Below are 21,365 nucleotides of genomic sequence, written 5' to 3'. Positions count from 1 at the left end.
CGATCCATATGGATCGCCCTTTTTGGTTTTAGCTACCTACCTGTGGCGAGGGGATCTCTGTGGCGAGGGGATTTATCCCCGTTGGGCTGCGAAGCAGCCCCAAAAACTGCCACGGTGGTACATCAGGCAGACCGAATTCACTGATTTCACGACTGCTTCGCAGCCGAACGGGGATAAATCCCCTCGCCACAGAAACGGTGTTAGCGGACGTTCAGGGTGAAGCCGACGCGGGTCAGCCATTCCGCTTCCAGGCCGAAGTCGGCCTGGGTCAGCTGGTTTTCGTCCAGCCAGTTTTCCGGGAACAACACATCCAGGCTGTCGCCATTGGCCTGTAGGAGGACCTGGGGCATTTCCTGGGTGCCGCGGATGTGATGGAACAGAATCGCAAAGCGCAGCAGCACGCACAGGCGAATCAGCTTGATGCCTTCATCGCCGAACTCGGCAAACTTGTCCTTGGGGATATTGCGCCGGTGGCCGCGCACCAGTAGCGCGAGCATTTGCTGGTCTTCGCGGGAGAACCCGGCCAGGTCCGAGTGCTCGATCAGGTAGGCGCCGTGCTTGTGGTAGTGATAGTGAGCGATGTCCAGGCCCACTTCGTGCACCTTGGCCGCCCAGCCGAGCAATTCACGCCAGACCCCGTCATCCAGCTCCCAATCCTCAGCCACTTGATCGAAAGCATGCAACGCCTTGCGCTCAACGCGCACCGCTTGTTCCAGATCGACGTGATAACGCTCCATCAACGAGCTGAGGGTGCGCTCACGGACGTCTTCGTGATGATGACGGCCCAACAGATCATAGAGCACGCCTTCGCGCAGGGCGCCTTCACAGTGGTCCATGCGTTGCAGCTCGAGCGCGTCGAAGATCGCTTCGAGAATCGCCAGACCCGCCGGGAAGATCGCCCGGCGGTCGGGCTTGATGCCTTCGAAATCGATCTTGTCGGCATCGCCCAGTTTGAACAGTTTGCGCTTGAGCCAGGCCAGGCCTTCGGCGTTGACCTCGCCAGTGCCATGACCGCCGGCCTTCAGCGCCAGGCCGATGGCGCGGATGGTGCCCGAGGAGCCGATTGCTTCATCCCAGGTCAGGCGATGCAGGGCATGTTCGATGCTCATGATCTCCAGCCGCGCCGCGGTGTACGCCTGGGCGTAGCGGGCCGGGGTGATCTTGCCGTCCTTGAAATAGCGCTGGGTGTAGCTGACGCAGCCCATTTGCAGGCTTTCGCGCAGCAGCGGTTCAAAGCGCTGGCCAATGATGAATTCGGTACTGCCGCCGCCGATGTCGGCCACCAGGCGTTTGCCCGGGGTGTCGGCGAGGGTGTGGGAAACGCCGAGGTAAATCAGGCGTGCTTCTTCACGACCGGAGATGACTTCCACCGGGTGGCCGAGAATTTCTTCAGCGCGGCGGATGAATTCGCCGCGGTTACGGGCTTCACGCAGGGCGTTGGTGCCGACGATCCGCACGGCGCCGGGCGGCATACCGTTGATCAGTTGGGCAAAACGCTTGAGGCAATCGAGCCCGCGTTGCATGGATTCTTCACTGAGCTGACGCTCATCGTCGATGCCGGCGGCCAGCTGAACCTTCTCCCCGAGACGTTCGAGAATACGGATTTCGCCGTTCTGGGCCTTGGCCACGACCATGTGAAAGCTGTTGGAGCCCAGGTCGATTGCGGCGATCAGGGACAGATTCTTGGCTTGGGATTGCGGCATGGTCAGGGGTCTCGGTCGATAACCTCGACATCGTGCCACGATCAAACGCTGCCGCCAACGCGTAGGAGCTGCCGAAGGCTGCGATCTTTAACTGCGGGGTACCTGCGCCGCGGCTGATGGCCTCTTCGCGAGCAAGCCCGCTCCCACATTTAACCGAGTTCCTCAGTGAGAACGCGGTCAACTGTGGGAGCGGGCTTGCTCGCGAAGGCGGCCTCACGGGCGCTGAAGAGCTATCAGCCCGCCGCTTCCACCGTCCCAATGAAATTCGCCAGCTCCGCCGTCTGCGGATTCGCGAACAGAATCTTCGGATCCCCGACCTCATGCACCTTGCCCTGGTGCATGAACACCAACTTATCCCCAACCTCCCGGGCAAAACGCATTTCATGGGTGACCATAATCAACGTCATCCCTTCCTTGGCCAATTGCCGGACCACGCTCAACACCTCGTTGACCAACTCCGGGTCCAGCGCCGAGGTAATCTCATCGCACAGCAAGACCTTCGGCGACATCGCCAGCGCCCGGGCAATCGCCACCCGCTGTTGCTGCCCGCCAGATAACCGATCCGGGAAGGCATCGAATTTTTCCCCCAGCCCGACCCGTTCCAACATCTCCCGCGCCAGTTCGGCCGCCTTGGCTTTTGGCACTTTCTGCACCACTTGCGGCGCGAGCATCACGTTTTCGCCGACCGTCAGGTGCGGGAACAGGTTGAACTGCTGGAACACCATCCCGACTTTCTGTCGCAAGCTGCGCAGATCGGCACGCGCGGCGTCGAGGTATTCGCCATCGACTTCGATCACGCCATCGTTGATCGACTCCAGGCCATTGAGGGTGCGCAACAAGGTGGATTTTCCCGAACCGCTGCGACCGATGATCGCCACCACCTGGCCTTCCTCGACACTCAGGTCGATGCCTTTGAGCACGTGGTGGTCGCCGTAATATTTATGCAGCGCCGAAATTCTAAGCAGAGGCATGCAGTCTCCTTTCCAGGTAGCGCGCACTGAGGGACAAGGGGTAACAGAGCAGGAAGTAACCGAGGGCCACGAGGCCGTAGACCATGAACGGTTCGAAGGTGGCGTTGGCGAGCATGCCGCCGGTCTTGGTCAGTTCGGTGAAGCCGATGATTGAGGTGACGGCGGTGCCTTTGACCACTTGCACCGAGAAGCCCACGGTCGGCGCCACGGCGATCCGCAGCGCTTGCGGCAGGATCACGTAGCGCAGTTGCTCCAGCGGGTTCAGCGCCAGGCTCGATGAGGCTTCCCACTGGCCGTTGGGGATCGATTCGACGCAACCGCGCCAGATCTCCGCCAGGTAGGCGCTGGTGAACAGCGTCAGGGCGATCGCCGCGGCCATCCACGGCGAAATCTCCACCCCTGCCAACGCCACACCGAAGAACACCAGAAACAGCTGCATCAACAGCGGCGTGCCTTGGAACAGTTCGATGTAGGTGCGGGCGAAGCTGCGGGGCAGGGCTTTTTTCGAGATGCGCATGACCATGATCAGCAAGCCGATCAGTCCGCCACCGATAAATGCCACCAGCGACAGCGCCAAGGTCCATTGCAGGCCGGTGAGCAGGTTGCGTACGACGTCCCAGAAGGTGAAATCGCTCATTGGCTGGTCCTTGCGCTGCTTCTTGCTATAAACCGGCGGCCAATCCAGTTCAGCAACTGGCGGATCAGCAGCGCCATGCACAGGTAGAGCAGTGTGGTCAGCGCATAGGTTTCAAAGGCGCGGAAGTTGCGCGACTGAATGAAGTTGGCGGCGAAACTCAGCTCTTCGGTGGCGATCTGTGAGCAGACCGCGGAGCCCAGCATGACGATGATGATCTGGCTGCTCAGCGCCGGCCAGACCTTGCCCAGCGCCGGCAGCAGCACCACGTGGCGGAAGGCTTCGAAGCGCGTCATTGCCAGCGCCGCAGCGGCTTCAAGCTGTCCTCGAGGGATTGCTTGAATGCCGGCGCGGATGATCTCGGTGGAATAGGCGCCGAGGTTGATCACCATCGCCAGCACCGCCGCCTGCCATTCCGAAATCTGCACACCCAGTGACGGCAGGCCGAAGAAGATGAAAAACAACTGCACCAGAAACGGCGTGTTGCGAATCAACTCGACGTAGACCCCAAAAATGCCGGCGAACGGACGGATGTTCCACGCCCGCACCAGCGCCCCGACGATGCCCAGACTCACCCCGAGCACTGCGCCAATGGCCGTCAGTTCAAGGGTGAACAGTGCTCCGCGCAGCAGCAGGTCGGTGTTTTGCACCACCGGCATGAAATCGAACTGATAAGCCATGTTCAGTCTCCGCAACGACGATCAGAGATCGGCCGGTAGCGGCTCTTTGAGCCAGGTCCGGGAGTTCTTCTCCAGCGCGCCGTCGGTCTTGGCGGTGGCGAGGATCTGGTTGACCTTGTCCAGCAGCGCCGGCTCGTTTTTGTTCACGCCGACGTAGACCGGCGAATCCTTGAGCTTCACTTTCAGCGCCGGAATGCGTTTCGGGTTGCGTTCGCTGATGGTCACCATCACCACGTTGCCGCTGGCGATCAGATCAACTTGCCCGGCGAGGTAAGCGGCGATGGTCGAGTTGTTGTCTTCGAAGCGCTTGATGGTCACGCCTTCGGGCGCGACTTTGGTCAGCTCGATGTCTTCGATGGCGCCACGGGTGACGCTGATGGTTTTGCCCTTGAGGTCGTCCAGGCCTTTGATGTCGGCATCCGGCGGGCCGAATACGGCGAGGTAGAACGGTGCGTAGGCACGGGAGAAGTCGATGACTTTCTCGCGCTCGGGGTTCTTGCCGAGGCTGGAGATCACCAGATCGACCTTGCCGGTGGTCAGGAACGGAATGCGGTTGGTGCTGTTGACCGGCGTCAGCTCGAGTTTGACCTTGAGTTGGTCGGCCAGCAGTTTTGCAGTATCGATGTCCAGGCCGCGCGGTTTCATGTCCGGGCCGACCGAGCCGAAGGGCGGGAAGTCCTGAGGCACGGCAACCTTGAGGACGCCGCGCTTGACCACATCCTCCAGACCGTCGGCGTGGGCGGGCGCCTGGCTCAGCATCAGGCTGGCAAACAGGGCTGCGAGGAGGGCGCTGTAACGCTGGGTCATGGCAAATCTCCGAATCGGCGAGAAGTAAATTCTGCGAATCGACAGAGCATGGGCCGTGCCAAGAGTTGGTTTTGGATGCCGCAGGCCACGGTTTTGCTGGATTCGTTCGGTCTTACTGGTCTGAACAGTTTGGCGGCGTTTCGCACCCCGATAGCGCATCGCCGGAATTCGTCGAACCCCCATGGGGCACGACTTGCCGGGCGTCGCGAATAGCTTTACAACTAACCGCTCATTGGCCTGGTTCGTCTGAAAAACCATGAACTCGATCTCCCGCGCCGTACCTGAAGTGGCGCTGCAAGCCATCCGTAAACTCATCACCGAGCAAGGTTTCGGGCCGGGCGATGCCTTGCCCTCGCAACGGGATTTGGCGGTGCAATTGGGGGTCAGTCGGGCGTCGCTGCGCGAAGCGTTGTCGTCATTGAGTGCGTTGGGGGTGATCAGCATCCAGCCGGGCAAAGGTGTGTTCGTGCAGTCACCGGTTGATTTGCCGCGAGGTGATGCGGGGCTGAGTTGGCCGTTCGCGGCCCAGGCCTCGCCGCTGGATATCTTCCAGTTGCGCTATGCCCTGGAAGGTTTTGCCGCCGGTTTGGCGGCGGTGACCCTGAGTACTCACGAGCTCGATGCTCTGGAAGATAACGTCGCCGCCATGCGCCTCGAATTGAAGGCCGGCGACTTCGAGGCCGCGGCGCGACTGGATTTCGAGTTTCACCGGCGCATCCTGCTGGCGAGCGGTAATCAGGCGATGCTGAGCATTCTGACGGCCAGCGCCGACATTTTTCTGGAGAGCCAGAAATTACCGTTCATCCGGGCAGAGCGGGCCATGGAAACCTGGCAGGAACACCGCAAAATCCTCCGCGCACTGGCCCGGCGGGCGTCCGGCGCAGCGCAGAAGGCCATGCACGAACATGTGCGTAACGCGGCACTGCGTACAGGAATTGCCTTCGTCGCTCCCGCCACCTCGTGACTTGGGCTATACCCAAACTCATGCGGCACCATAGCGAGACTCAATCATCTGCACCTTCCTGAACGAGGGAAGGGCGGCTATGATGGGCCACGTTTTTTTGCTTACAACCTGGAGACTTCCATGAGCAGCGATCTTATTAAACACGTCACCGACGCTAGCTTCGACGTCGACGTCCTCAAGGCCGAAGGCGCTGTACTGGTCGACTACTGGGCTGAATGGTGCGGCCCTTGCAAAATGATCGCTCCTGTTCTGGACGAAATTGCTGAAACCTACAAAGGCAAGCTGACCGTTGCCAAACTGAACATCGACGAGAACCAGGAAACCCCGGCCAAGCACGGCGTGCGTGGTATCCCGACTCTGATGTTGTTCAAAAACGGCAACGTTGAAGCCACCAAGGTCGGCGCACTGTCGAAGTCGCAACTGGCTGCTTTCCTCGACGCCAACATCTAAGCGTCGTTTAAAGCGTCATCAAAAAGGCCCCGCACATCGCGGGGCCTTTTCGTTATTGAGGGCTAGACGCTCCGAAACTCAGGTGGTACATTCGGCCCCGCACTGGTTTCTCCACTGCCCCCTGCTAGCCGTCGCCGACGCACTCCTTTTCGAATAAGTACGCGATCCTGTCGCCTTCTCTGCGGCGCGGCCTCATTAAGCCAAAAGCTTAATTTCCCCCCCTCCATAAATGATTACGTCATTCCTATATGAATCTGACTGAACTCAAGCAAAAGCCGATTACCGAACTGCTCGAATTGGCCGAACAGATGGGCATAGAAAATATGGCCCGTTCGCGCAAGCAGGACGTGATTTTCTCCCTGCTCAAAAAGCACGCTAAAAGCGGCGAGGAAATCTCCGGTGATGGCGTGCTGGAGATTCTCCAGGACGGCTTCGGCTTCCTTCGCTCCGCTGACGCTTCCTATCTCGCCGGCCCAGACGATATCTACGTCTCGCCGAGTCAGATCCGTCGCTTCAACTTGCGCACCGGTGACACCATCGTTGGCAAGATCCGTCCTCCAAAGGAAGGCGAGCGTTATTTCGCGCTGCTCAAGGTCGACACGATCAACTACGATCGTCCCGAGAACGCGAAAAACAAGATTCTCTTCGAGAACCTGACCCCGCTGTTCCCGACCGTGCGCATGAAGATGGAAGCCGGCAACGGTTCCACCGAAGACTTGACCGGTCGTGTCATCGACCTGTGCGCCCCGATCGGCAAAGGCCAGCGCGGTCTGATCGTTGCACCGCCGAAAGCCGGTAAAACCATCATGCTGCAGAACATTGCAGCCAACATCGCGCGTAACAATCCTGAAGTTCATCTGATCGTTTTGCTGATCGACGAACGTCCGGAAGAAGTAACCGAAATGCAGCGCACCGTGCGCGGCGAAGTGGTTGCCTCGACGTTCGATGAGCCGCCAACCCGCCACGTGCAGGTTGCCGAAATGGTGATCGAGAAGGCCAAGCGCCTGGTCGAACACAAGAAAGACGTAGTGATTCTGCTCGACTCCATCACCCGTCTGGCTCGCGCCTACAACACCGTGATCCCGAGCTCCGGCAAAGTACTCACCGGTGGTGTCGATGCCCACGCCCTGGAGAAACCGAAACGTTTCTTCGGTGCCGCGCGGAACATCGAAGAAGGCGGTTCGCTGACCATCATCGCCACCGCGCTGGTTGAAACCGGCTCGAAGATGGACGAAGTGATCTACGAAGAATTCAAAGGCACGGGCAACATGGAACTGCCGCTGGATCGTCGTATCGCCGAAAAACGCGTCTTCCCGGCCATCAACATCAACCGTTCCGGCACCCGCCGCGAAGAGTTGCTGACAGCCGACGACGAGTTGCAACGCATGTGGATCCTTCGCAAGCTGCTGCACCCGATGGACGAAATCGCTGCCATCGAGTTCCTGGTCGACAAGCTGAAAACGACCAAGACCAACGATGAGTTCTTCCTGTCGATGAAACGCAAGTAAGTCGATAAGGGATGTGCCCTGTGTGGCTGTCTCGTTAGTTCAAATTCGGATGCCGCAGGATATGAGCTTGCGGCGCCGAAGTTGACTAACAGAGACAGCCATACAGGGCACTAGAGCCGGGGAAACCCGGCTTTTTGCTATCTGATTTTTGATGAACCGGCAGTTCGTGGTTCTGAATAGAGGGGTTCGGCGCTAAACTGCCACCCCCGAACGGCACGGCCAACACGAGGCTCACGCATGCAGTATCGCGACTTGCGCGACTTTATCAGCGGCCTGGAAAAGCGCGGCGAACTCAAGCGCATCCAGGTTCCGGTGTCCCCAGTGCTCGAAATGACCGAGGTCTGCGACCGCACCTTACGGGCCAAAGGTCCAGCCCTGCTTTTCGAAAAGCCCACGGGTTATGACATCCCGGTGCTCGGCAACCTGTTCGGCACCCCTGAGCGCGTGGCGCTGGGCATGGGCGCAGAAGCGGTCAGCGAATTGCGCGAGATCGGCAAGCTGCTGGCGTTCCTCAAGGAACCCGAGCCGCCCAAAGGCCTGAAAGATGCCTGGTCCAAGCTGCCGATCTTCCGCAAGATCATCGCCATGGCACCGAAAGTCGTCAAAGACGCGGTGTGTCAGGAAGTGGTCATCGAAGGCGACGACGTCGACCTCGCGATGCTGCCGGTGCAGACCTGCTGGCCGGGCGATGTTGGCCCGCTGATCACTTGGGGCCTGACCGTCACCAAAGGCCCGAACAAGGATCGCCAGAACCTCGGCATCTACCGTCAACAAGTGATCGGCCGCAACAAGGTCATCATGCGCTGGCTCAGTCACCGTGGCGGCGCGCTGGATTACCGCGAGTGGTGCGAGAAGCATCCTGGCCAGCCGTTCCCGGTGTCCGTGGCGCTGGGTGCTGACCCGGCGACCATTCTCGGCGCGGTGACTCCTGTGCCGGACAGCCTTTCCGAATACGCTTTCGCCGGCTTGTTGCGCGGCAACCGCACCGAGCTGGTGAAGTGCCGTGGCAACGACTTGCAGGTCCCGGCGACCGCCGAGATCATCCTTGAAGGCGTGATCCATCCGGGCGAAATGGCCGATGAAGGCCCGTACGGCGACCACACCGGCTACTACAACGAAGTCGACAGCTTCCCGGTGTTCACCGTCGAGCGCATCACCCACCGCATCAAACCGATTTATCACAGCACCTACACCGGCCGTCCACCGGATGAGCCGGCGATTCTCGGCGTGGCGCTGAACGAAGTGTTCGTGCCGATCCTGCAGAAGCAGTTCCCCGAGATCACCGACTTCTACCTGCCGCCCGAAGGCTGCTCGTACCGCATGGCCATCGTGACCATGAAGAAGTCGTATCCCGGCCATGCCAAGCGGGTAATGCTGGGTGTCTGGTCGTTTTTGCGACAGTTCATGTACACCAAGTTCGTTATCGTCACTGATGACGACATTAACGCACGCGACTGGAACGACGTGATCTGGGCCATCACCACGCGCATGGACCCCAAGCGCGACACGGTGATGATCGACAACACGCCGATCGATTACCTGGACTTCGCCTCGCCGGTTTCCGGCCTGGGTTCGAAGATGGGGCTCGATGCCACGCATAAATGGCCGGGCGAAACCACTCGCGAGTGGGGCCGGGTGATCGTCAAGGACGAAGCCGTTACCCAGCGGATCGATGCCATCTGGAATCAGTTAGGAATAGATTGATGCGTGTAACCTTGCAGCCCTCCGGAGCAGTGCTACAGATTCTGCCCGGCGAGCGGATTCTCGATGGCGCGCGGCGTCTGGGCTATGAATGCCCGCAAAGCTGTCGAAACGGCAATTGCCACGTGTGCGCCGCACTGCTGGTGGAAGGGCGGGTCGAACAGGACGGCGGTGTGCGCGACCATGGCGAGTTCTACACTTGCATAGCAGAGCCGCTGGAAGACTGCATCGTGCTGTGGGATGGCGTGCTCGCGCTGGGAGAATTGCCGGTGCGCAGCTTGTCGTGTCAGGTCATTGAATGCAGGGACGTCGGCGGCGATACCTGGCGTGTGCGTCTGCGAGCGCCAGCCGGCAAGCCACCGCGCTATCACGCCGGTCAGTACTTGATGATCGAGCGCGAGAACGGTGAGAAATCCGCGTTCTCCCTGGCCTCGGCACCGCATGGCGGGCGTGATCTGGAAATTCATGTACTGGCGCGCGAAAGCAGTGCGCAGAGCCTGATCGACCAGTTGCAACGCAACCCGATGGTGCGGATCGAAATGCCGTTCGGCGACACCCATCTGGCGGAACTGCCGGACGGTCCGCTGGTGCTGATTGCCGCGGGCACCGGCATGGGCCAGATCCATAGCCTGATCGAACATTGCCGTGCGACGGGCTTCAAACATCCGGTGCATCTGTATTGGGGCGTGCGTCGTCCTGAAGATTTTTATGCCATCGAACATTGGGATGAATGGCTGAAACTGCCCAATCTATTCCTGCATAAAGTCGTCAGCGATCAATGCGGCTGGCAGGGGCGCTGCGGGATGTTGCATGAGGCGGTGTGTGAGGACTTCCCGGATCTGAAACCCTTGCATGTCTACGCCAGCGGCTCTCCGGCCATGGTCTACGGCACGCTGGATGCTCTGGTCGAAGCGGGTATGGATGCGCATCAGATGCGTGCCGACGTGTTTGCATACGCGCCTCGATCTTGATCCTCGATCTTGATCCGCTCTTAATCGTTATAACTCCCTATATAGCCGATCGGTATTTATAAAATTATATAAATGCCGGTAGGTTATATGTCATCCAGGCAAATATTTAAGAACTGTGCCATGGCACTTAAATTGCCTTAAAACATATGTGCCTTATTGTTACAGCGGTGCGTTCTATTAAATAATTCTTCACCCGCGGGGAGCTGAACGCTAATCGCCATGAGCGCCATTGAATCTGCTTTTCTGAATCTGGCTTACCCTCCGCGGCTCGATCTGGGGCCGCAGCTCACGCACGAACAATTGCTCAGCTCAATGCAGTCGACGATGGCACGCCACAAGGGCGGGCCGGTGTGGCTGTTCGCTTACGGCTCGCTGATCTGGCGTCCTGAATGTGCAGCGGCGGAGCGAGTGCGTGGTCGTGTGCATGGCTACCATCGCGGTTTGTATTTATGGTCCCACGAACATCGCGGCACACCCGAAGTGCCTGGGCTGGTATTCGGCCTGGATCGCGGTGGTTCTTGCAGCGGCTTCGCCTATCGCTTGCCTGAAGAACAACTCGAAGCCTCTCTCTACGCACTTTGGCAGCGCGAAATGCCATTCCCGTCCTATCGCCCACACTGGCTCAACTGCCGTCTTGAAGACGGAAGTCAGGTTCAGGCGTTGGGGTTTGTGTTGGAGCGGCATCTGCCCAGCTATGCGGGCAACTTGCCGGATCACGTGCTGAGCCACGTGTTCGAAAACGCTTGCGGGCGTTACGGCACTACTCGCGATTATGTCGAGCAGACCGCCCACGCCCTGCGTAGCCACGCCATGCCAGACCGGAATCTGGAGGCGCGGCTCAAGCGCTGCAAATCAAAGGCTGATCAGGCGATTGCTTCGCGACTCTGACTGGCGACTTGTTTGTGCCACAGCGTCGGCGCAAGGAAGGCCATCGCCAGTAAGCATGCGCCGATCAGCAGCACGAAACCGCCGTCCCAGCCGAAGTGGTCCACGGTGTAGCCCATCGCTGCACTGGCCGCGACCGAACCCCCCAGATAGCCGAACAGACCCGTGAAGCCCGCTGCCGTACCGGCGGCTTTCTTCGGTGCCAATTCCAGCGCTTGCAGGCCGATCAGCATCACCGGGCCGTAAATCAGGAAGCCGATCGAGACGAGCGCGATCATGTCGACTGTCGGGTTGCCCGCCGGGTTGAGCCAGTACACCAGGGTCGCCACGGTCACCAAAGCCATGAACACCATGCCGGTCAGGCCACGGTTGCCCCGGAAGATCTTGTCCGACATCCAGCCACACAACAGCGTGCCCGGAATACCTGCCCATTCGTAGAAGAAGTAGGCCCACGAGGTTTTATCCACGGTGAAGCCCTTGGCTTCCTTGAGGTAGGTCGGTGCCCAGTCCAGCACGCCGTAGCGCAACAGGTAGACGAAGACGTTGGCCAGGGCGATGTACCAGAGCATTTTGTTGCGTAGCACGTACTTGACGAAGATTTCCTTGGCGCTGAATTCTTCTTCGTGGCTGGCGTCGTAGCCTTCCGGGTAGTCGTTCTTGTACTTCTCGATGGGCGGCAGGCCCACCGATTGCGGGGTGTCGCGCATGGTGACGAAGGCAAACACCGCCACGGCCATGGCGACCGCCGCCGGCACGTAAAACGCCGCATGCCAGTCATTGAACAGGCCCATGCCGAGCAGGAACAGCGGACCGATCAGGCCACCACCGACGTTATGCGCCACGTTCCACAAGGACACTACGCCACCGCGTTCCTTCTGCGACCACCAGTGCACCATCGTCCGCCCACTCGGCGGCCAGCCCATGCCCTGGGCCCAGCCATTGATAAAGAGCAGGATGAACATGATGGTCACGCTGGACGTCGCCCAGGGCGCGAAGCCGAATATGAACATCACACCGGCCGATACCAACAGGCCGAAGGGCAGGAAGAAACGCGGATTGGAACGGTCGGACACGATGCCCATCAGGAACTTGGACAGGCCGTAGGCAATGGCGATGGCCGACAGCGCCAGGCCCAGCTCACCGCGGGTATAGCCCTCTTCAATCAGATAAGGCATGGCCAGGGAGAAGTTTTTGCGCAGCAGGTAATAGCCGGCGTAGCCGATAAAAATACCGGCGAAGATCTGCCAGCGAAGGCGTCGGTAGGTGTTGTCTATTTTTTCTTCAGGCAATGGAGCCTGATGTGCGGCAGGACGAAAGAAAGCAAACATTCAAGAGCTCCAGATTTCTTGTTTTGACTGCGGATGCGAATGTTACAGTTTCGTTACCGAAAATAGCACCGGTTCGCATCGGCCAAACAGCGGAAATGCTGGAGATTGCATGTTCTTTTATGAACATGTCGCTCAGGTATAAATGTAGGGCGTTGTGGGAAACGTTACTTGCGGGTCTACGTGCCGCATTTCGGTCCAGCGTAGGACGAGGCTTTGGGAAATGTCCTTCGTATGAATGGGAAGTCGTGGCGTTCTGTTCCCAGTCGTCGAGCCTTAACCTTTACGCAGCTGCCAGCTCTGGCATTTCAGTTGCGAAGGGGGAGGGGTTATGCGGTGGTTTGCGTGTGTGCTTTTGTTGGTTGTGTCGGTTGGTGTTCGGGCCGAGGAAGTGTTTCTCATACCGGAAAACAATCCCAAGCCGATTTACCCCAGTGCGCTTTTCAGGGCAGGCATAACGGGTGAAGTTCGAGTCAGGTTCACTGCCAATGCCGATGGCTCGGTCAGCAATGTGAGGATTTTGCAAAGCGACCATCCTGATCTTGCCGAAGCGACCCGGAAGGCGATAGCGCAGTGGCGCTTTAAACCGTGGACGGCAGGAGGCGACAAACCTGCCGAACAGGAAGTGACCGCGCCGATGGTTTTTAGACTGGATCTGGACACGCCCATTCATACCAACAAGTGGCTCAAACAATTGAGATGTCGTGACCTCAATGAGGCGTTGGTCGATTTTCCGGAGTACGCGTGGGTTGATTCAAAAGTGTTTGATTACACTCGCGCCTATCTGTCGAACGTGATTTATACGACACAGTTGCAGAATGAGCAGCGTCTGGCGTTGATTGCCAACTGAATAAGCAGGTACCGAAAATCGTCAGAGATTGCCGGGCGAGCCCTGTCCGTAAATACATGAGTTTGCTGCCGGAGGATATTCGGAAGTTGCTTTAGTCCCGGACAATAAAAAGCGGTCTGAACAACTTCATTTGAATTCCAGACCGCTGCATTGGGTTCAGCGAACCTGAACCACCACTTTCCCAACCGCTTTGCGCTGGCCAAGATCATTGATTGCCTGTGCCGCATTGCTCAGTGGATACACCTGCGACACCAACGGCTTCAACTTGCCTTCGGCAAACCAGCCAAACAATTGCTGGAAGTTCGCAGCGTTGTCCTGAGGCTGACGCTGGGCAAACGAGCCCCAGAACACGCCGACCACTGAGGCGCCTTTGAGCAGAGCGAGGTTGACCGGGAATTCGGGAATGCGTCCGCTGGCAAAGCCCACCACCAGCAGACGGCCGTTCCACGCAATGGCGCGGATGGCCTGGTCGAATAGGTCGCCGCCCACCGGGTCGTAGATCACGTCGGCGCCCTGGCCATCGGTCAGGCGCTTGATTTCGTCCTTGAGGCTGGTTTCGCTGTAGTTAATCAGCTCATCGGCACCGGCAGCCTTCGCCACCGCGAGTTTTTCGGCGCTGCTGGCGGCGGCGATCACGCGGGCGCCCATGGCTTTGCCGATTTCCACGGCGGCCAGACCGACGCCGCCGGAAGCGCCGAGAACCAGCAAGGTTTCACCCGGTTGCAGTTTGCCCCGTTGCTTGAGCGCGTGCATCGAAGTGCCGTAAGTCATGCTGAACGCGGCGGCGGTGTTGAAGTCCATCGATGGTGGGATGGGCAGCACGTTGTAGCCCGGCACCGCGACCTGTTCGGCGAAACTGCCCCAGCCGGTCAGCGCCATGACCCGGTCGCCGACCTTGAGGTGGCTGACCTTTTCGCCTACTTCGCTGACCACGCCCGCCGCTTCGCCACCCGGGGAAAACGGGAAGGGCGGTTTGAACTGATATTTGCCCTCGATGATCAGCGTGTCTGGGAAGTTCACCCCGGCGGCGTGCACGTCCAGCAGGATTTCATTCTTCTTCGCGACAGGACTGGCGACGTCCTCCAGCACCAGCGATTCGGCAGGGCCGAAGGCTTTGCACAGCACGGCTTTCATCAGGGCTATTCCTTTGGGAGTGATGGCCGATAAGTGTAGGTGTGTGAGTCGATGGGTCAACGAGCATGCCCGACCCTGATAGTCAGCCATAAGCTTGTGCTTGAGCGGCGGGTCGTTATGCTAGGCCGCAAACCGGATAAGGAGCGAATTGTGAAAGCGTGGATCATGTTGTTGCTGGCCCTGTCTCTGCCTGTGGCAGCGATGGCCGAAGAAGCCAAAGAAGGTGCAGCTCCGAAGGTCAATTACATCACCCTGAGCCCGCCGTTCGTGGGCAATTACGGGTTGGACGGTACGCCGAAGCTCAAGGTCTACAAGGCCGACGTAGCGTTGCGAGTAACCGGTGATGAGGCGACCAAACTGGTGAAAGCCAATGAGCCGTTGATTCGTAATCAACTGGTGGCGTTGTTTGCCCAGCAGACCACTGAGGCGATGAACAACGTCGAGGCCAAGGAAAAGCTGCGTCAGGAAGCCCTGAAGCAGACCCAGCAAATCATGAACGACGAAACCGGCAACCCGGTGGTTGAGGATCTGTTGTTCAACAACCTTATTATCCAGTGAGTCTTGGTTTGTCTGAATGATTGCCAAGATCGCAGCCTTCGGCAGCTCCTACACCGAGCGCAGTTCCCTGTAGGAGCTGCCGAAGGCTGCGATCTTTTGGTGTCCGTCAGCGCAACGCAATAACAGCAGCCCACTGCTCGGCCGTCACCGGCATCACCGACAGTCGCGAACCTTTCTGCACCAGCGGCATCTCGGCCAGCGCCGTCTGCTGTTTCAGGTAGTCCAGCTTAAGCACTTTGGGAAACGTCTCGACATGCGCGACATCGATCGCGCTCCAGGCGTTTTTCTCTGCCGTGGCCTTCGGGTCGTAGTAATGACTCTCCGGCTCTAGCGCCGTCGGGTCCGGATACGCGGCTTCGACGATCTTTCCGATCCCGGCGATCCCCGGTTCGGGGCAGCTGGAGTGATAGAAGAAAAACTCGTCGCCTACGGCCATGGCCCGCAGAAAATTACGCGCCTGGTAGTTGCGAACCCCGTCCCAGCGCGCTTTGCCAAGCGTCTCCAGGCCCTTGATCGAGAGCTCGTCGGGCTCGGATTTCATTAGCCAATAAGCCATGGTTTTTGCTCCTTGCGAAGTGGGTGGGCAAGTTGTCGGGGAATTTTATGACAAACCGACGGTCGGTTGACGCCAGCGTTTGCGTGTCGGTTCACGTTGTCGCAAAATGCCGGCCTTCTAAGCTTGACGCTGCTGCACGGCCTACACCTACAACGGAAACCGCTGCTGTCATCGTGTTGATGTGCCTTTGGGGGGCAATCGATGAAACGCAAACCGGATTTACTATGGATTTTGGTTATTTTGTTCGGCCTCGGCGTCGTGACCACTGGCTATGCCCAAAGCCTGTGGAGCAACAAGACCGACGCTCCGATCGAAATCGCGCAGCAACAACAGCCGTCGGCCTTCAAACGCTGAACCTGTCTTCGGACGCCGCTGATTCCAGTGGCGTTTAGCCGGCGAAATACCGCGCCTTGTCTGTCACCGTTCCCTGTAACGGCACATCCCAACTCGCTTGAGCCAATCGTTCGACCTTCTGACATTCATGGGCCAGCCCCAATAGCGTCGGCTTGCGCCAGTTTTTACGTCGTGCCAGGTACGCCAGGCTTCGATCGTAGAAACCACCGCCCATGCCCAGGCGTCCGCCGACATCGTCAAATCCCACCAATGGCAAAAGCACCAGATCGAGCGCCCAGACTTTGCGTTGCCGGGCGAGGTTGTGCCGGGGTTCGAGAATACGAAAGCGGTTGGGTTTCAGTTTTTCACCGGGGCGAATTCGCTGGAACACCATTTTGGTTCGTGGCCAGGCGCTGAGCACCGGCAGATACGTCGCCTTTCCCCGACGTTGAGCCGCACGCAGCAAAACACGCGGGTCGATTTCCCCGTCGGTGGGTAGATAAAGGGAGATGTGTTTTGCGCGGCGAAACAACGGCTGCTGGGCCAATTGCTTGTACAGCCCGCGAGCGGCCTGGCGTTGTTGACTGGGAGTCAGTGCGCGGCGGGCCTTGCGCAGCATGCGTCGAAGTTGCGGGCGGGGCAGCAGCGCAGGTTCGGTCATGAATTCGGGCTTCGGCAGTGCGGGTAGATAAAGCGTACCCGTAAAAAAGCCGATGCCGGTATTTAAACCGGCATCGGACTGGAATCAGGCTCCCCGGATGTACCGCTGTCGACTTAGCCCTTGAACCCGAAAGTTCAAGGTGGAAGATGCAGTAGGCTTTAAGGCTTTCCGTCTAGCGGACATGCACACCAGCCCAACGTGCAACCTCCAGGGTATAGCAAATCGGCTCAGGGACATCGCCAACTGGCAAGCACCCCAGGGAGTGTTGCGAGTATACCCCAAGCGGTTTCGCGTTTCAGCCCTTGGTGACGTCCGGATCGGTTGCGAGCACCAGATCGACGCGATCCAGCAGGTCGCGAACCTGCTCACGGGTCGAGCCGCTGGCCTGCACATCCGGGCGTTCTTCCTTGTGCAGAAGATCGTGAGTGATGTTCAGGGCGGCCATCACGGCGATGCGATCGGCGCCGATGACTTTGCCGCTGCTGCGGATTTCGCGCATTTTGCCGTCCAGGTAACGGGCGGCGCTCACCAGGTTGCTGCGCTCTTCCTGGGGGCAGATGATCGAATATTCTTTATCGAGGATCTGCACGGTAACGCTATTGCTTGAACTCATGAGTCTTGCTCCAGGGCCTTGAGGCGCGAAATCATTGATTCGACCTTACGCCGGGCGATTTCGTTCTTTTCAATGAGGTGAGCGCGTTCCTCGCGCCAGGTCTTTTCCTGAGCTAATAGGAGTCCGTTTTGACTCTTTAGTTGCTCGACGCGGGTAATTAGCAGTTCGAGTCTGGCCATTAGCGCTTGCAGGTCGGTGTCTTCCATAGGGGCCACTGAAATTGTGTCAGATGGGTGGCAGGCTCTGTCCGAAACTGCCTGCGCGTCGATCATGCAGCGTTAAAAACAGGCTCGCAATGCTCATGTAGGGCCCTACACTCCGCTTGCTCGCCTATTTTTGCCTTGCCTGATCGCCGCTCGGCGAGTTTCGTACAGACCCTGGCTGGCGGACAGCCTTTAATAGTCTTGGCGAGTCTGTCGATGTAGGATACAAGGCCTTCATTCTAGACATAGCGCCGTCTGGCGCCTAGCTGCCCATGCCCATTCAGAATTCCCCGTACCAAGCCTTCGCCAAACTGCTGACTTCCAGCGGTCATAACGTCTCGCCTGCCGAACTGCATGGCCTGCTGCTCGGCCGCAGTTGCGCCGGTGCCGGTTTCGATGCCGAAGGCTGGCTGGTCGATGCCGCCGAGCTGCTCGAAAGCGAGCCGCAAGATAATGTCCGTAACGCCTTGATCGGCCTGCAAGAGATGGTCAAGGGCGAGCTCACCGGCGACGACGTGACCGTCGTTCTGCTGCTGCCGACCGATGACGAGCCACTGGCCGACCGCGCCGCCGCGCTGGGCCAATGGTGCCAGGGTTTCCTCAGCGGTTTCGGCCTGAACTGCCGTGACAGCAGCATGCTGAGCACCGAGGCCACCGAAGTACTTCAGGATCTGGCGGCTATTTCACAGGTGCAAGACGCCCTGGAAGAGTCCGACGACGGCGAAAGCGATTACATGGAAGTGATGGAGTACCTGCGCGTCGCGCCGCTGCTGCTGTTCACCGAAAACAAAAAGCCGGACGCGCCGGCTGCCGCCAAACCGTCGTTGCATTAATCGCGTGCCAGGGAAAGCCATCTGCCCATGATTCATATCCCGAAATCGGAATACAGCCGTCGCCGCAAGGCCCTGATGGCGCAGATGGAACCCAACAGCATCGCCATCCTGCCCGCCGCCGCCGTTGCGATCCGCAACCGCGACGTCGAGCACGTCTACCGTCAGGACAGCGACTTCCAGTACCTCAGCGGTTTTCCCGAGCCTCAGGCGGTCATCGTTTTGATGCCTGGGCGTTTACATGGCGAATACATACTGTTCTGTCGTGAACGCAATGCCGAACGGGAGTTGTGGGACGGCCTGCGCGCCGGGCAGGAAGGCGCGATTCGCGACTTTGGCGCCGACGACGCCTTCCCCATCACCGACATCGACGACATCTTGCCGGGCCTGATCGAAGGTCGCGACCGGGTGTATTCGGCCATGGGCAGCAACCCGGAATTCGACCGGCACCTGATGGACTGGATCAACGTGATCCGCTCTAAAGCGCACCTCGGCGCCCAGCCGCCGAACGAATTCGTTGCCCTGGATCATCTGCTTCACGACATGCGCCTGTATAAATCGGCGGCAGAAGTGAAGGTGATGCGCGAAGCCGCACGGATTTCCGCACAGGCACACATCCGCGCGATGCAGGCCAGCCGTGTCGGGCTGCATGAGTTCAGTCTCGAAGCCGAACTCGACTACGAATTTCGTAAGGGGGGGGCGAAAATGCCGGCCTACGGTTCGATCGTTGCCGCTGGGCGCAACAGCTGCATCCTGCATTACCAGCAGAATGACGCGGTGCTCAAGGACGGCGACCTGGTGTTGATCGATGCCGGGTGCGAAATCGATTGCTACGCCAGCGACATCACCCGCACCTGGCCGGTCAACGGCAAGTATTCAGCGGAACAGAAGGCGATCTACGAGCTGGTGCTGGCGTCGCAAGAAGCCGCGTTTGCCGAAATTGCCCCGAATAAACACTGGAATCAGGCTCACGAAGCCACGGTCCGGGTGATTACCGCCGGTCTGGTGAAGTTGGGCCTGTTGCAGGGCGACGTCGACGAGTTGATCGCCAGCGAAGCCTATAAAGCGTTCTACATGCACCGCGCCGGCCACTGGCTGGGCATGGATGTGCATGATGTCGGCGAATACAAGGTCGGCGGCGAATGGCGCGTGCTGGAAGTCGGCATGGCGTTGACCGTGGAACCGGGCATCTATATTGCCCCGGACAACCAGAACGTGGCGAAGAAATGGCGCGGCATTGGCGTGCGCATCGAGGACGACGTAGTGGTCACCAAAAGCGGCTGTGAAATCCTGACCAAAGGCGTACCGAAAACGGTCGCCGAGATCGAGGCCTTGATGGCCGCCGCGCGGACACAAGCGGCATGAGTCGAGTCAATCTGGCAATCATCGGTGGTGGTCTGGTCGGCGCCAGCCTGGCGTTGGCGTTGCAAGCAGGGGCCAAGGCTCGTGGCTGGAAGATCGTGTTGATCGAACCCTTTGCCCCCGGCCACACCTATCAACCGAGCTACGACGCCCGTTCTTCGGCGTTGTCCTACGGCGCCAAGCAAATTTATCAACGCTTGGGCGTGTGGCAGGAAATCTCCCGCCGCGCCGAGCCGATCAAGCAGATTCATGTCTCCGACCGTGGACGTTTTTCCACCGCGCGATTGTCGGCAATGGAAGAGGGCGTTCCGGCGCTGGGTTACGTGGTGGAAAACGCCTGGCTCGGCCAATGCCTCTGGCAAGGTCTGGATAAGGACGTGATTACCTGGCGTTGTCCGGCGGAAGTCTCGCGCATGGAGCCACTGACCGACGGCTATCGCCTGATCCTCAACGATGAAACGACCCTGGAATGCGACCTCGCAGTGCTCGCGGATGGCGGCCGTTCCGGCCTGCGCGAACAACTGGGGATCGGCATTAAAAAGCGCCCGTACAACCAGAGTGCGCTGATTGCCAACATCACCCCGAGCGAAGCGCACAACGGCATGGCCTTCGAGCGTTTCACCGATGACGGCCCGATGGCCTTGTTGCCGTTGCCGGAAAACCGCTGCGCACTGGTCTGGACCCGATTGGGAATGGACGCGCAACGGCTGGCGGCCCTCGATGAAAAGAGCTTCCTCAGCGAGTTGCAAGGGGTGTTCGGTTATCGCCTCGGCACTTTGAAGCAGGTTGGCGCGCGGCACTTGTACCCGCTGACATTGATCGAGGCCGAAGAGCAGGTGCGTCCGCATCTGGCGATTCTCGGCAATGCTGCCCACAGCCTGCACCCGATTGCCGGGCAAGGTTTCAACCTGTCCTTGCGTGATGCTCAAGCGCTGGCCGATGCGTTGCTGGCCAGCGAAACATCTCCCGGAGACTTTGCGACCTTACAGGCCTACCGCGAGCGTCAGCGTCTGGATCAGAACCTGACCGTGGGTTTCTCCGATCAGGTCACCCGTTTGTTCGGCAGCACTCAACCATTGGTTTCCCTGGGCCGCAACATCGGTCTCCTCGGGCTGGACCTGTTGCCGCCGGCCAAACGCTGGTTCGCGCGACAGGCCATGGGTTTGGGTACGCGTCCCGATGCTTAAGTGGCTGACCAACAAGTTCGGCAAAGCGCGGTTGATGTGTTGGGTGATGAGCTTCTACCCACCGTACCTCGGCGCCGGGGTTCGAGTGAGATACATCAGCGATGATTTCCGTGACATCACGGTGTCCATGGGACTGGGTTGGTACAACCGAAATTACGTCGGCACCCAGTTCGGTGGCAGCCTGTACTCGATGGTTGATCCGTTCTACATGCTGATGCTGCTGGAAAACCTCGGACCGAAATACATCGTCTGGGACAAAGCCGCCGACATCGATTTCATCGCGCCGGGCAAAGGCCCGGTATTCGCCAGCTTCAGAATCGACGATACCTTGCTCGACGAGATCCGTCGGCAGACAGCGGATGGCGAAAAGTACCTGCCGCAATTGCAGGTCGATATTCATGACGGCGCCGGCACTTTGGTGGCGCGGGTCGGAAAAACCCTTTACGTGCGGCTCAAGCCGCAAGCGAGACAGGCTTAAA

At 59.2% G+C, this 21,365-nt stretch carries 24 protein-coding genes and 1 other RNA gene; 13 read left to right on the top strand and 12 right to left on the bottom strand.

Annotated elements, in window-relative coordinates; genetic code table 11:
• Positions 1-200 precede the first annotated feature (200 nt).
• The 5 genes from ppx to ACA059_RS30470 all read right to left on the bottom strand — a co-directional run bounded on the left by ppx (position 201) and on the right by ACA059_RS30470 (position 4,795).
• Positions 201-1,703 carry an exopolyphosphatase gene (gene ppx / locus ACA059_RS30490; protein ID WP_497632054.1) on the bottom strand — a complete coding sequence of 501 codons (1,503 nt, stop codon included), beginning with the start codon at positions 1,701-1,703 and terminating at the stop codon, positions 201-203.
• Between the two features lie 233 nt (positions 1,704-1,936).
• On the bottom strand, positions 1,937-2,674 hold the full coding sequence (locus ACA059_RS30485; RefSeq protein ID WP_095126980.1) for an amino acid ABC transporter ATP-binding protein: 738 nt from the start codon (positions 2,672-2,674) through the stop codon (positions 1,937-1,939).
• Positions 2,661-3,311, bottom strand: coding sequence for an amino acid ABC transporter permease (locus tag ACA059_RS30480; protein WP_497632053.1), 651 nt, complete (start codon positions 3,309-3,311; stop codon positions 2,661-2,663). Before ACA059_RS30480 ends, ACA059_RS30485 begins: the two co-directional genes overlap by 14 nt.
• A complete protein-coding gene (locus ACA059_RS30475) occupies positions 3,308-3,988 on the bottom strand; it encodes an amino acid ABC transporter permease (protein WP_497632052.1) in 681 nt (226 codons plus the stop codon). The genes ACA059_RS30480 and ACA059_RS30475 overlap by 4 nt, the downstream gene beginning before the upstream one ends.
• Positions 3,989-4,009: 21 nt before the next feature.
• Positions 4,010-4,795 carry a transporter substrate-binding domain-containing protein gene (locus tag ACA059_RS30470; RefSeq protein ID WP_123365100.1) on the bottom strand — a complete coding sequence of 262 codons (786 nt, stop codon included), beginning with the start codon at positions 4,793-4,795 and terminating at the stop codon, positions 4,010-4,012.
• A 256-nt stretch (positions 4,796-5,051) separates the two neighbouring features.
• On the opposite strand from ACA059_RS30470, the gene ACA059_RS30465 reads away from it, so the two are divergent.
• The 6 genes from ACA059_RS30465 (at position 5,052) to ACA059_RS30440 (ending at position 11,277) form a co-directional block, all read left to right on the top strand.
• Positions 5,052-5,759, top strand: coding sequence for a FadR/GntR family transcriptional regulator (locus ACA059_RS30465; protein ID WP_497632051.1), 708 nt, complete (start codon positions 5,052-5,054; stop codon positions 5,757-5,759).
• Between the two features lie 120 nt (positions 5,760-5,879).
• Positions 5,880-6,209, top strand: a complete 330-nt coding sequence (trxA, locus tag ACA059_RS30460) for a thioredoxin TrxA (RefSeq protein ID WP_008150340.1) — start codon at positions 5,880-5,882, stop codon at positions 6,207-6,209.
• Positions 6,210-6,457: 248 nt separating this feature from the next.
• Complete coding sequence (gene rho / locus ACA059_RS30455; protein WP_007942421.1) at positions 6,458-7,717, top strand: transcription termination factor Rho; 1,260 nt, start codon at positions 6,458-6,460, stop codon at positions 7,715-7,717.
• Between the two features lie 237 nt (positions 7,718-7,954).
• On the top strand, positions 7,955-9,421 hold the full coding sequence (gene ubiD / locus ACA059_RS30450) for a 4-hydroxy-3-polyprenylbenzoate decarboxylase (RefSeq protein WP_056738783.1): 1,467 nt from the start codon (positions 7,955-7,957) through the stop codon (positions 9,419-9,421).
• Positions 9,421-10,389, top strand: coding sequence for a CDP-6-deoxy-delta-3,4-glucoseen reductase (locus ACA059_RS30445; RefSeq protein ID WP_497632050.1), 969 nt, complete (start codon positions 9,421-9,423; stop codon positions 10,387-10,389). Before ubiD ends, ACA059_RS30445 begins: the two co-directional genes overlap by 1 nt.
• A 219-nt stretch (positions 10,390-10,608) precedes the next feature.
• Positions 10,609-11,277: a gamma-glutamylcyclotransferase gene (locus ACA059_RS30440; protein WP_497632049.1), complete on the top strand. Its 669-nt coding sequence runs from the start codon at positions 10,609-10,611 to the stop codon at positions 11,275-11,277.
• Here ACA059_RS30440 and glpT read toward each other — a convergent pair.
• The gene (gene glpT, locus ACA059_RS30435; protein ID WP_074871843.1) at positions 11,253-12,602 is read right to left on the bottom strand and encodes a glycerol-3-phosphate transporter; all 1,350 of its coding nucleotides are present in this window, start codon (positions 12,600-12,602) and stop codon (positions 11,253-11,255) included. The two genes, ACA059_RS30440 and glpT, sit on opposite strands and share 25 nt — an antisense overlap.
• A gap of 328 nt (positions 12,603-12,930) precedes the next feature.
• Between glpT and ACA059_RS30430 the strand changes: the two genes are divergently transcribed.
• On the top strand, positions 12,931-13,449 hold the full coding sequence (locus tag ACA059_RS30430) for an energy transducer TonB (protein WP_497632048.1): 519 nt from the start codon (positions 12,931-12,933) through the stop codon (positions 13,447-13,449).
• A 156-nt stretch (positions 13,450-13,605) separates the two neighbouring features.
• On the opposite strand, the gene ACA059_RS30425 is transcribed toward ACA059_RS30430, so the two are convergent.
• A complete protein-coding gene (locus tag ACA059_RS30425) occupies positions 13,606-14,583 on the bottom strand; it encodes an NADPH:quinone oxidoreductase family protein (protein WP_497632047.1) in 978 nt (325 codons plus the stop codon).
• Between the two features lie 150 nt (positions 14,584-14,733).
• Here ACA059_RS30425 and ACA059_RS30420 point away from each other — a divergent pair, with 150 nt between their 5' ends.
• Complete coding sequence (locus ACA059_RS30420; RefSeq protein ID WP_046053778.1) at positions 14,734-15,141, top strand: flagellar basal body-associated protein FliL; 408 nt, start codon at positions 14,734-14,736, stop codon at positions 15,139-15,141.
• Positions 15,142-15,247: 106 nt separating this feature from the next.
• Here the strand turns inward: ACA059_RS30420 and ACA059_RS30415 are convergent, their stop codons facing one another.
• Positions 15,248-15,697 (bottom strand): EVE domain-containing protein, encoded by a 450-nt coding sequence (locus tag ACA059_RS30415; protein WP_223429502.1) that lies wholly within the window; start codon positions 15,695-15,697, stop codon positions 15,248-15,250.
• A gap of 201 nt (positions 15,698-15,898) precedes the next feature.
• On the opposite strand from ACA059_RS30415, the gene ACA059_RS30410 reads away from it, so the two are divergent.
• Positions 15,899-16,051, top strand: a complete 153-nt coding sequence (locus ACA059_RS30410; protein ID WP_008024268.1) for a hypothetical protein — start codon at positions 15,899-15,901, stop codon at positions 16,049-16,051.
• A gap of 34 nt (positions 16,052-16,085) precedes the next feature.
• On the opposite strand, the gene ACA059_RS30405 is transcribed toward ACA059_RS30410, so the two are convergent.
• The 4 genes from ACA059_RS30405 to ACA059_RS30390 form a co-directional block, all read right to left on the bottom strand.
• The gene (locus ACA059_RS30405) at positions 16,086-16,691 is read right to left on the bottom strand and encodes a 5-formyltetrahydrofolate cyclo-ligase (RefSeq protein WP_140675317.1); all 606 of its coding nucleotides are present in this window, start codon (positions 16,689-16,691) and stop codon (positions 16,086-16,088) included.
• 86 nt (positions 16,692-16,777) lie between these two features.
• Positions 16,778-16,956: non-coding RNA, 6S RNA (ssrS, locus tag ACA059_RS30400), on the bottom strand.
• Positions 16,957-16,986: 30 nt separating this feature from the next.
• Positions 16,987-17,304 carry a cell division protein ZapA gene (locus ACA059_RS30395; protein WP_007942435.1) on the bottom strand — a complete coding sequence of 106 codons (318 nt, stop codon included), beginning with the start codon at positions 17,302-17,304 and terminating at the stop codon, positions 16,987-16,989.
• Entirely contained in the window at positions 17,301-17,510 is a 210-nt protein-coding gene (locus ACA059_RS30390) for a TIGR02449 family protein (protein WP_007982902.1), read from the bottom strand. Before ACA059_RS30390 ends, ACA059_RS30395 begins: the two co-directional genes overlap by 4 nt.
• 269 nt (positions 17,511-17,779) lie before the next feature.
• Here ACA059_RS30390 and ACA059_RS30385 point away from each other — a divergent pair, with 269 nt between their 5' ends.
• Genes ACA059_RS30385 through ACA059_RS30370 form a run of 4 tightly spaced genes read left to right on the top strand, consistent with a single transcriptional unit; the run spans position 17,780 to position 21,364 of the window.
• The gene (locus ACA059_RS30385; protein WP_102616160.1) at positions 17,780-18,340 is read left to right on the top strand and encodes a YecA/YgfB family protein; all 561 of its coding nucleotides are present in this window, start codon (positions 17,780-17,782) and stop codon (positions 18,338-18,340) included.
• Between the two features lie 27 nt (positions 18,341-18,367).
• Positions 18,368-19,702, top strand: coding sequence for a Xaa-Pro aminopeptidase (pepP, locus tag ACA059_RS30380; RefSeq protein WP_347802468.1), 1,335 nt, complete (start codon positions 18,368-18,370; stop codon positions 19,700-19,702).
• On the top strand, positions 19,699-20,886 hold the full coding sequence (gene ubiH, locus ACA059_RS30375; RefSeq protein ID WP_497632046.1) for a 2-octaprenyl-6-methoxyphenyl hydroxylase: 1,188 nt from the start codon (positions 19,699-19,701) through the stop codon (positions 20,884-20,886). The genes pepP and ubiH overlap by 4 nt, the downstream gene beginning before the upstream one ends.
• The gene (locus tag ACA059_RS30370) at positions 20,879-21,364 is read left to right on the top strand and encodes a DUF4442 domain-containing protein (RefSeq protein WP_497632045.1); all 486 of its coding nucleotides are present in this window, start codon (positions 20,879-20,881) and stop codon (positions 21,362-21,364) included. The genes ubiH and ACA059_RS30370 overlap by 8 nt, the downstream gene beginning before the upstream one ends.
• Position 21,365: the final 1 nt, after the last annotated feature.

This window comes from Pseudomonas sp. LBUM1647 (assembly GCF_059716175.1).
The sequence above is the reverse complement of the archived record's forward strand: the minus strand, read 5'-3'. Positions and strand labels throughout refer to the sequence as shown.

Excerpts from the sequence above, each read along its gene's own strand:
- ACA059_RS30385 (WP_102616160.1), top strand. The coding sequence starts at position 17,780 with ATGCCCATTCAGAATTCCCCGTACCAAGCCTTCGCCAAACTGCTGACT.
- ACA059_RS30425 (WP_497632047.1), bottom strand. The coding sequence starts at position 14,583 with ATGAAAGCCGTGCTGTGCAAAGCCTTCGGCCCTGCCGAATCGCTGGTG.
- ACA059_RS30470 (WP_123365100.1), bottom strand. The coding sequence starts at position 4,795 with ATGACCCAGCGTTACAGCGCCCTCCTCGCAGCCCTGTTTGCCAGCCTG.
- ACA059_RS30430 (WP_497632048.1), top strand. The coding sequence starts at position 12,931 with ATGCGGTGGTTTGCGTGTGTGCTTTTGTTGGTTGTGTCGGTTGGTGTT.
- glpT (WP_074871843.1), bottom strand. The coding sequence starts at position 12,602 with ATGTTTGCTTTCTTTCGTCCTGCCGCACATCAGGCTCCATTGCCTGAA.
- ACA059_RS30395 (WP_007942435.1), bottom strand. The coding sequence starts at position 17,304 with ATGAGTTCAAGCAATAGCGTTACCGTGCAGATCCTCGATAAAGAATAT.
- ACA059_RS30415 (WP_223429502.1), bottom strand. The coding sequence starts at position 15,697 with ATGGCTTATTGGCTAATGAAATCCGAGCCCGACGAGCTCTCGATCAAG.
- ACA059_RS30410 (WP_008024268.1), top strand. The coding sequence starts at position 15,899 with ATGAAACGCAAACCGGATTTACTATGGATTTTGGTTATTTTGTTCGGC.
- ubiD (WP_056738783.1), top strand. The coding sequence starts at position 7,955 with ATGCAGTATCGCGACTTGCGCGACTTTATCAGCGGCCTGGAAAAGCGC.
- ACA059_RS30445 (WP_497632050.1), top strand. The coding sequence starts at position 9,421 with ATGCGTGTAACCTTGCAGCCCTCCGGAGCAGTGCTACAGATTCTGCCC.
- ACA059_RS30405 (WP_140675317.1), bottom strand. The coding sequence starts at position 16,691 with ATGACCGAACCTGCGCTGCTGCCCCGCCCGCAACTTCGACGCATGCTG.
- ACA059_RS30440 (WP_497632049.1), top strand. The coding sequence starts at position 10,609 with ATGAGCGCCATTGAATCTGCTTTTCTGAATCTGGCTTACCCTCCGCGG.
- ubiH (WP_497632046.1), top strand. The coding sequence starts at position 19,699 with ATGAGTCGAGTCAATCTGGCAATCATCGGTGGTGGTCTGGTCGGCGCC.
- rho (WP_007942421.1), top strand. The coding sequence starts at position 6,458 with ATGAATCTGACTGAACTCAAGCAAAAGCCGATTACCGAACTGCTCGAA.
- ppx (WP_497632054.1), bottom strand. The coding sequence starts at position 1,703 with ATGCCGCAATCCCAAGCCAAGAATCTGTCCCTGATCGCCGCAATCGAC.
- ACA059_RS30370 (WP_497632045.1), top strand. The coding sequence starts at position 20,879 with ATGCTTAAGTGGCTGACCAACAAGTTCGGCAAAGCGCGGTTGATGTGT.
- ACA059_RS30480 (WP_497632053.1), bottom strand. The coding sequence starts at position 3,311 with ATGAGCGATTTCACCTTCTGGGACGTCGTACGCAACCTGCTCACCGGC.
- trxA (WP_008150340.1), top strand. The coding sequence starts at position 5,880 with ATGAGCAGCGATCTTATTAAACACGTCACCGACGCTAGCTTCGACGTC.
- pepP (WP_347802468.1), top strand. The coding sequence starts at position 18,368 with ATGATTCATATCCCGAAATCGGAATACAGCCGTCGCCGCAAGGCCCTG.
- ACA059_RS30390 (WP_007982902.1), bottom strand. The coding sequence starts at position 17,510 with ATGGAAGACACCGACCTGCAAGCGCTAATGGCCAGACTCGAACTGCTA.
- ACA059_RS30475 (WP_497632052.1), bottom strand. The coding sequence starts at position 3,988 with ATGGCTTATCAGTTCGATTTCATGCCGGTGGTGCAAAACACCGACCTG.
- ACA059_RS30485 (WP_095126980.1), bottom strand. The coding sequence starts at position 2,674 with ATGCCTCTGCTTAGAATTTCGGCGCTGCATAAATATTACGGCGACCAC.
- ACA059_RS30465 (WP_497632051.1), top strand. The coding sequence starts at position 5,052 with ATGAACTCGATCTCCCGCGCCGTACCTGAAGTGGCGCTGCAAGCCATC.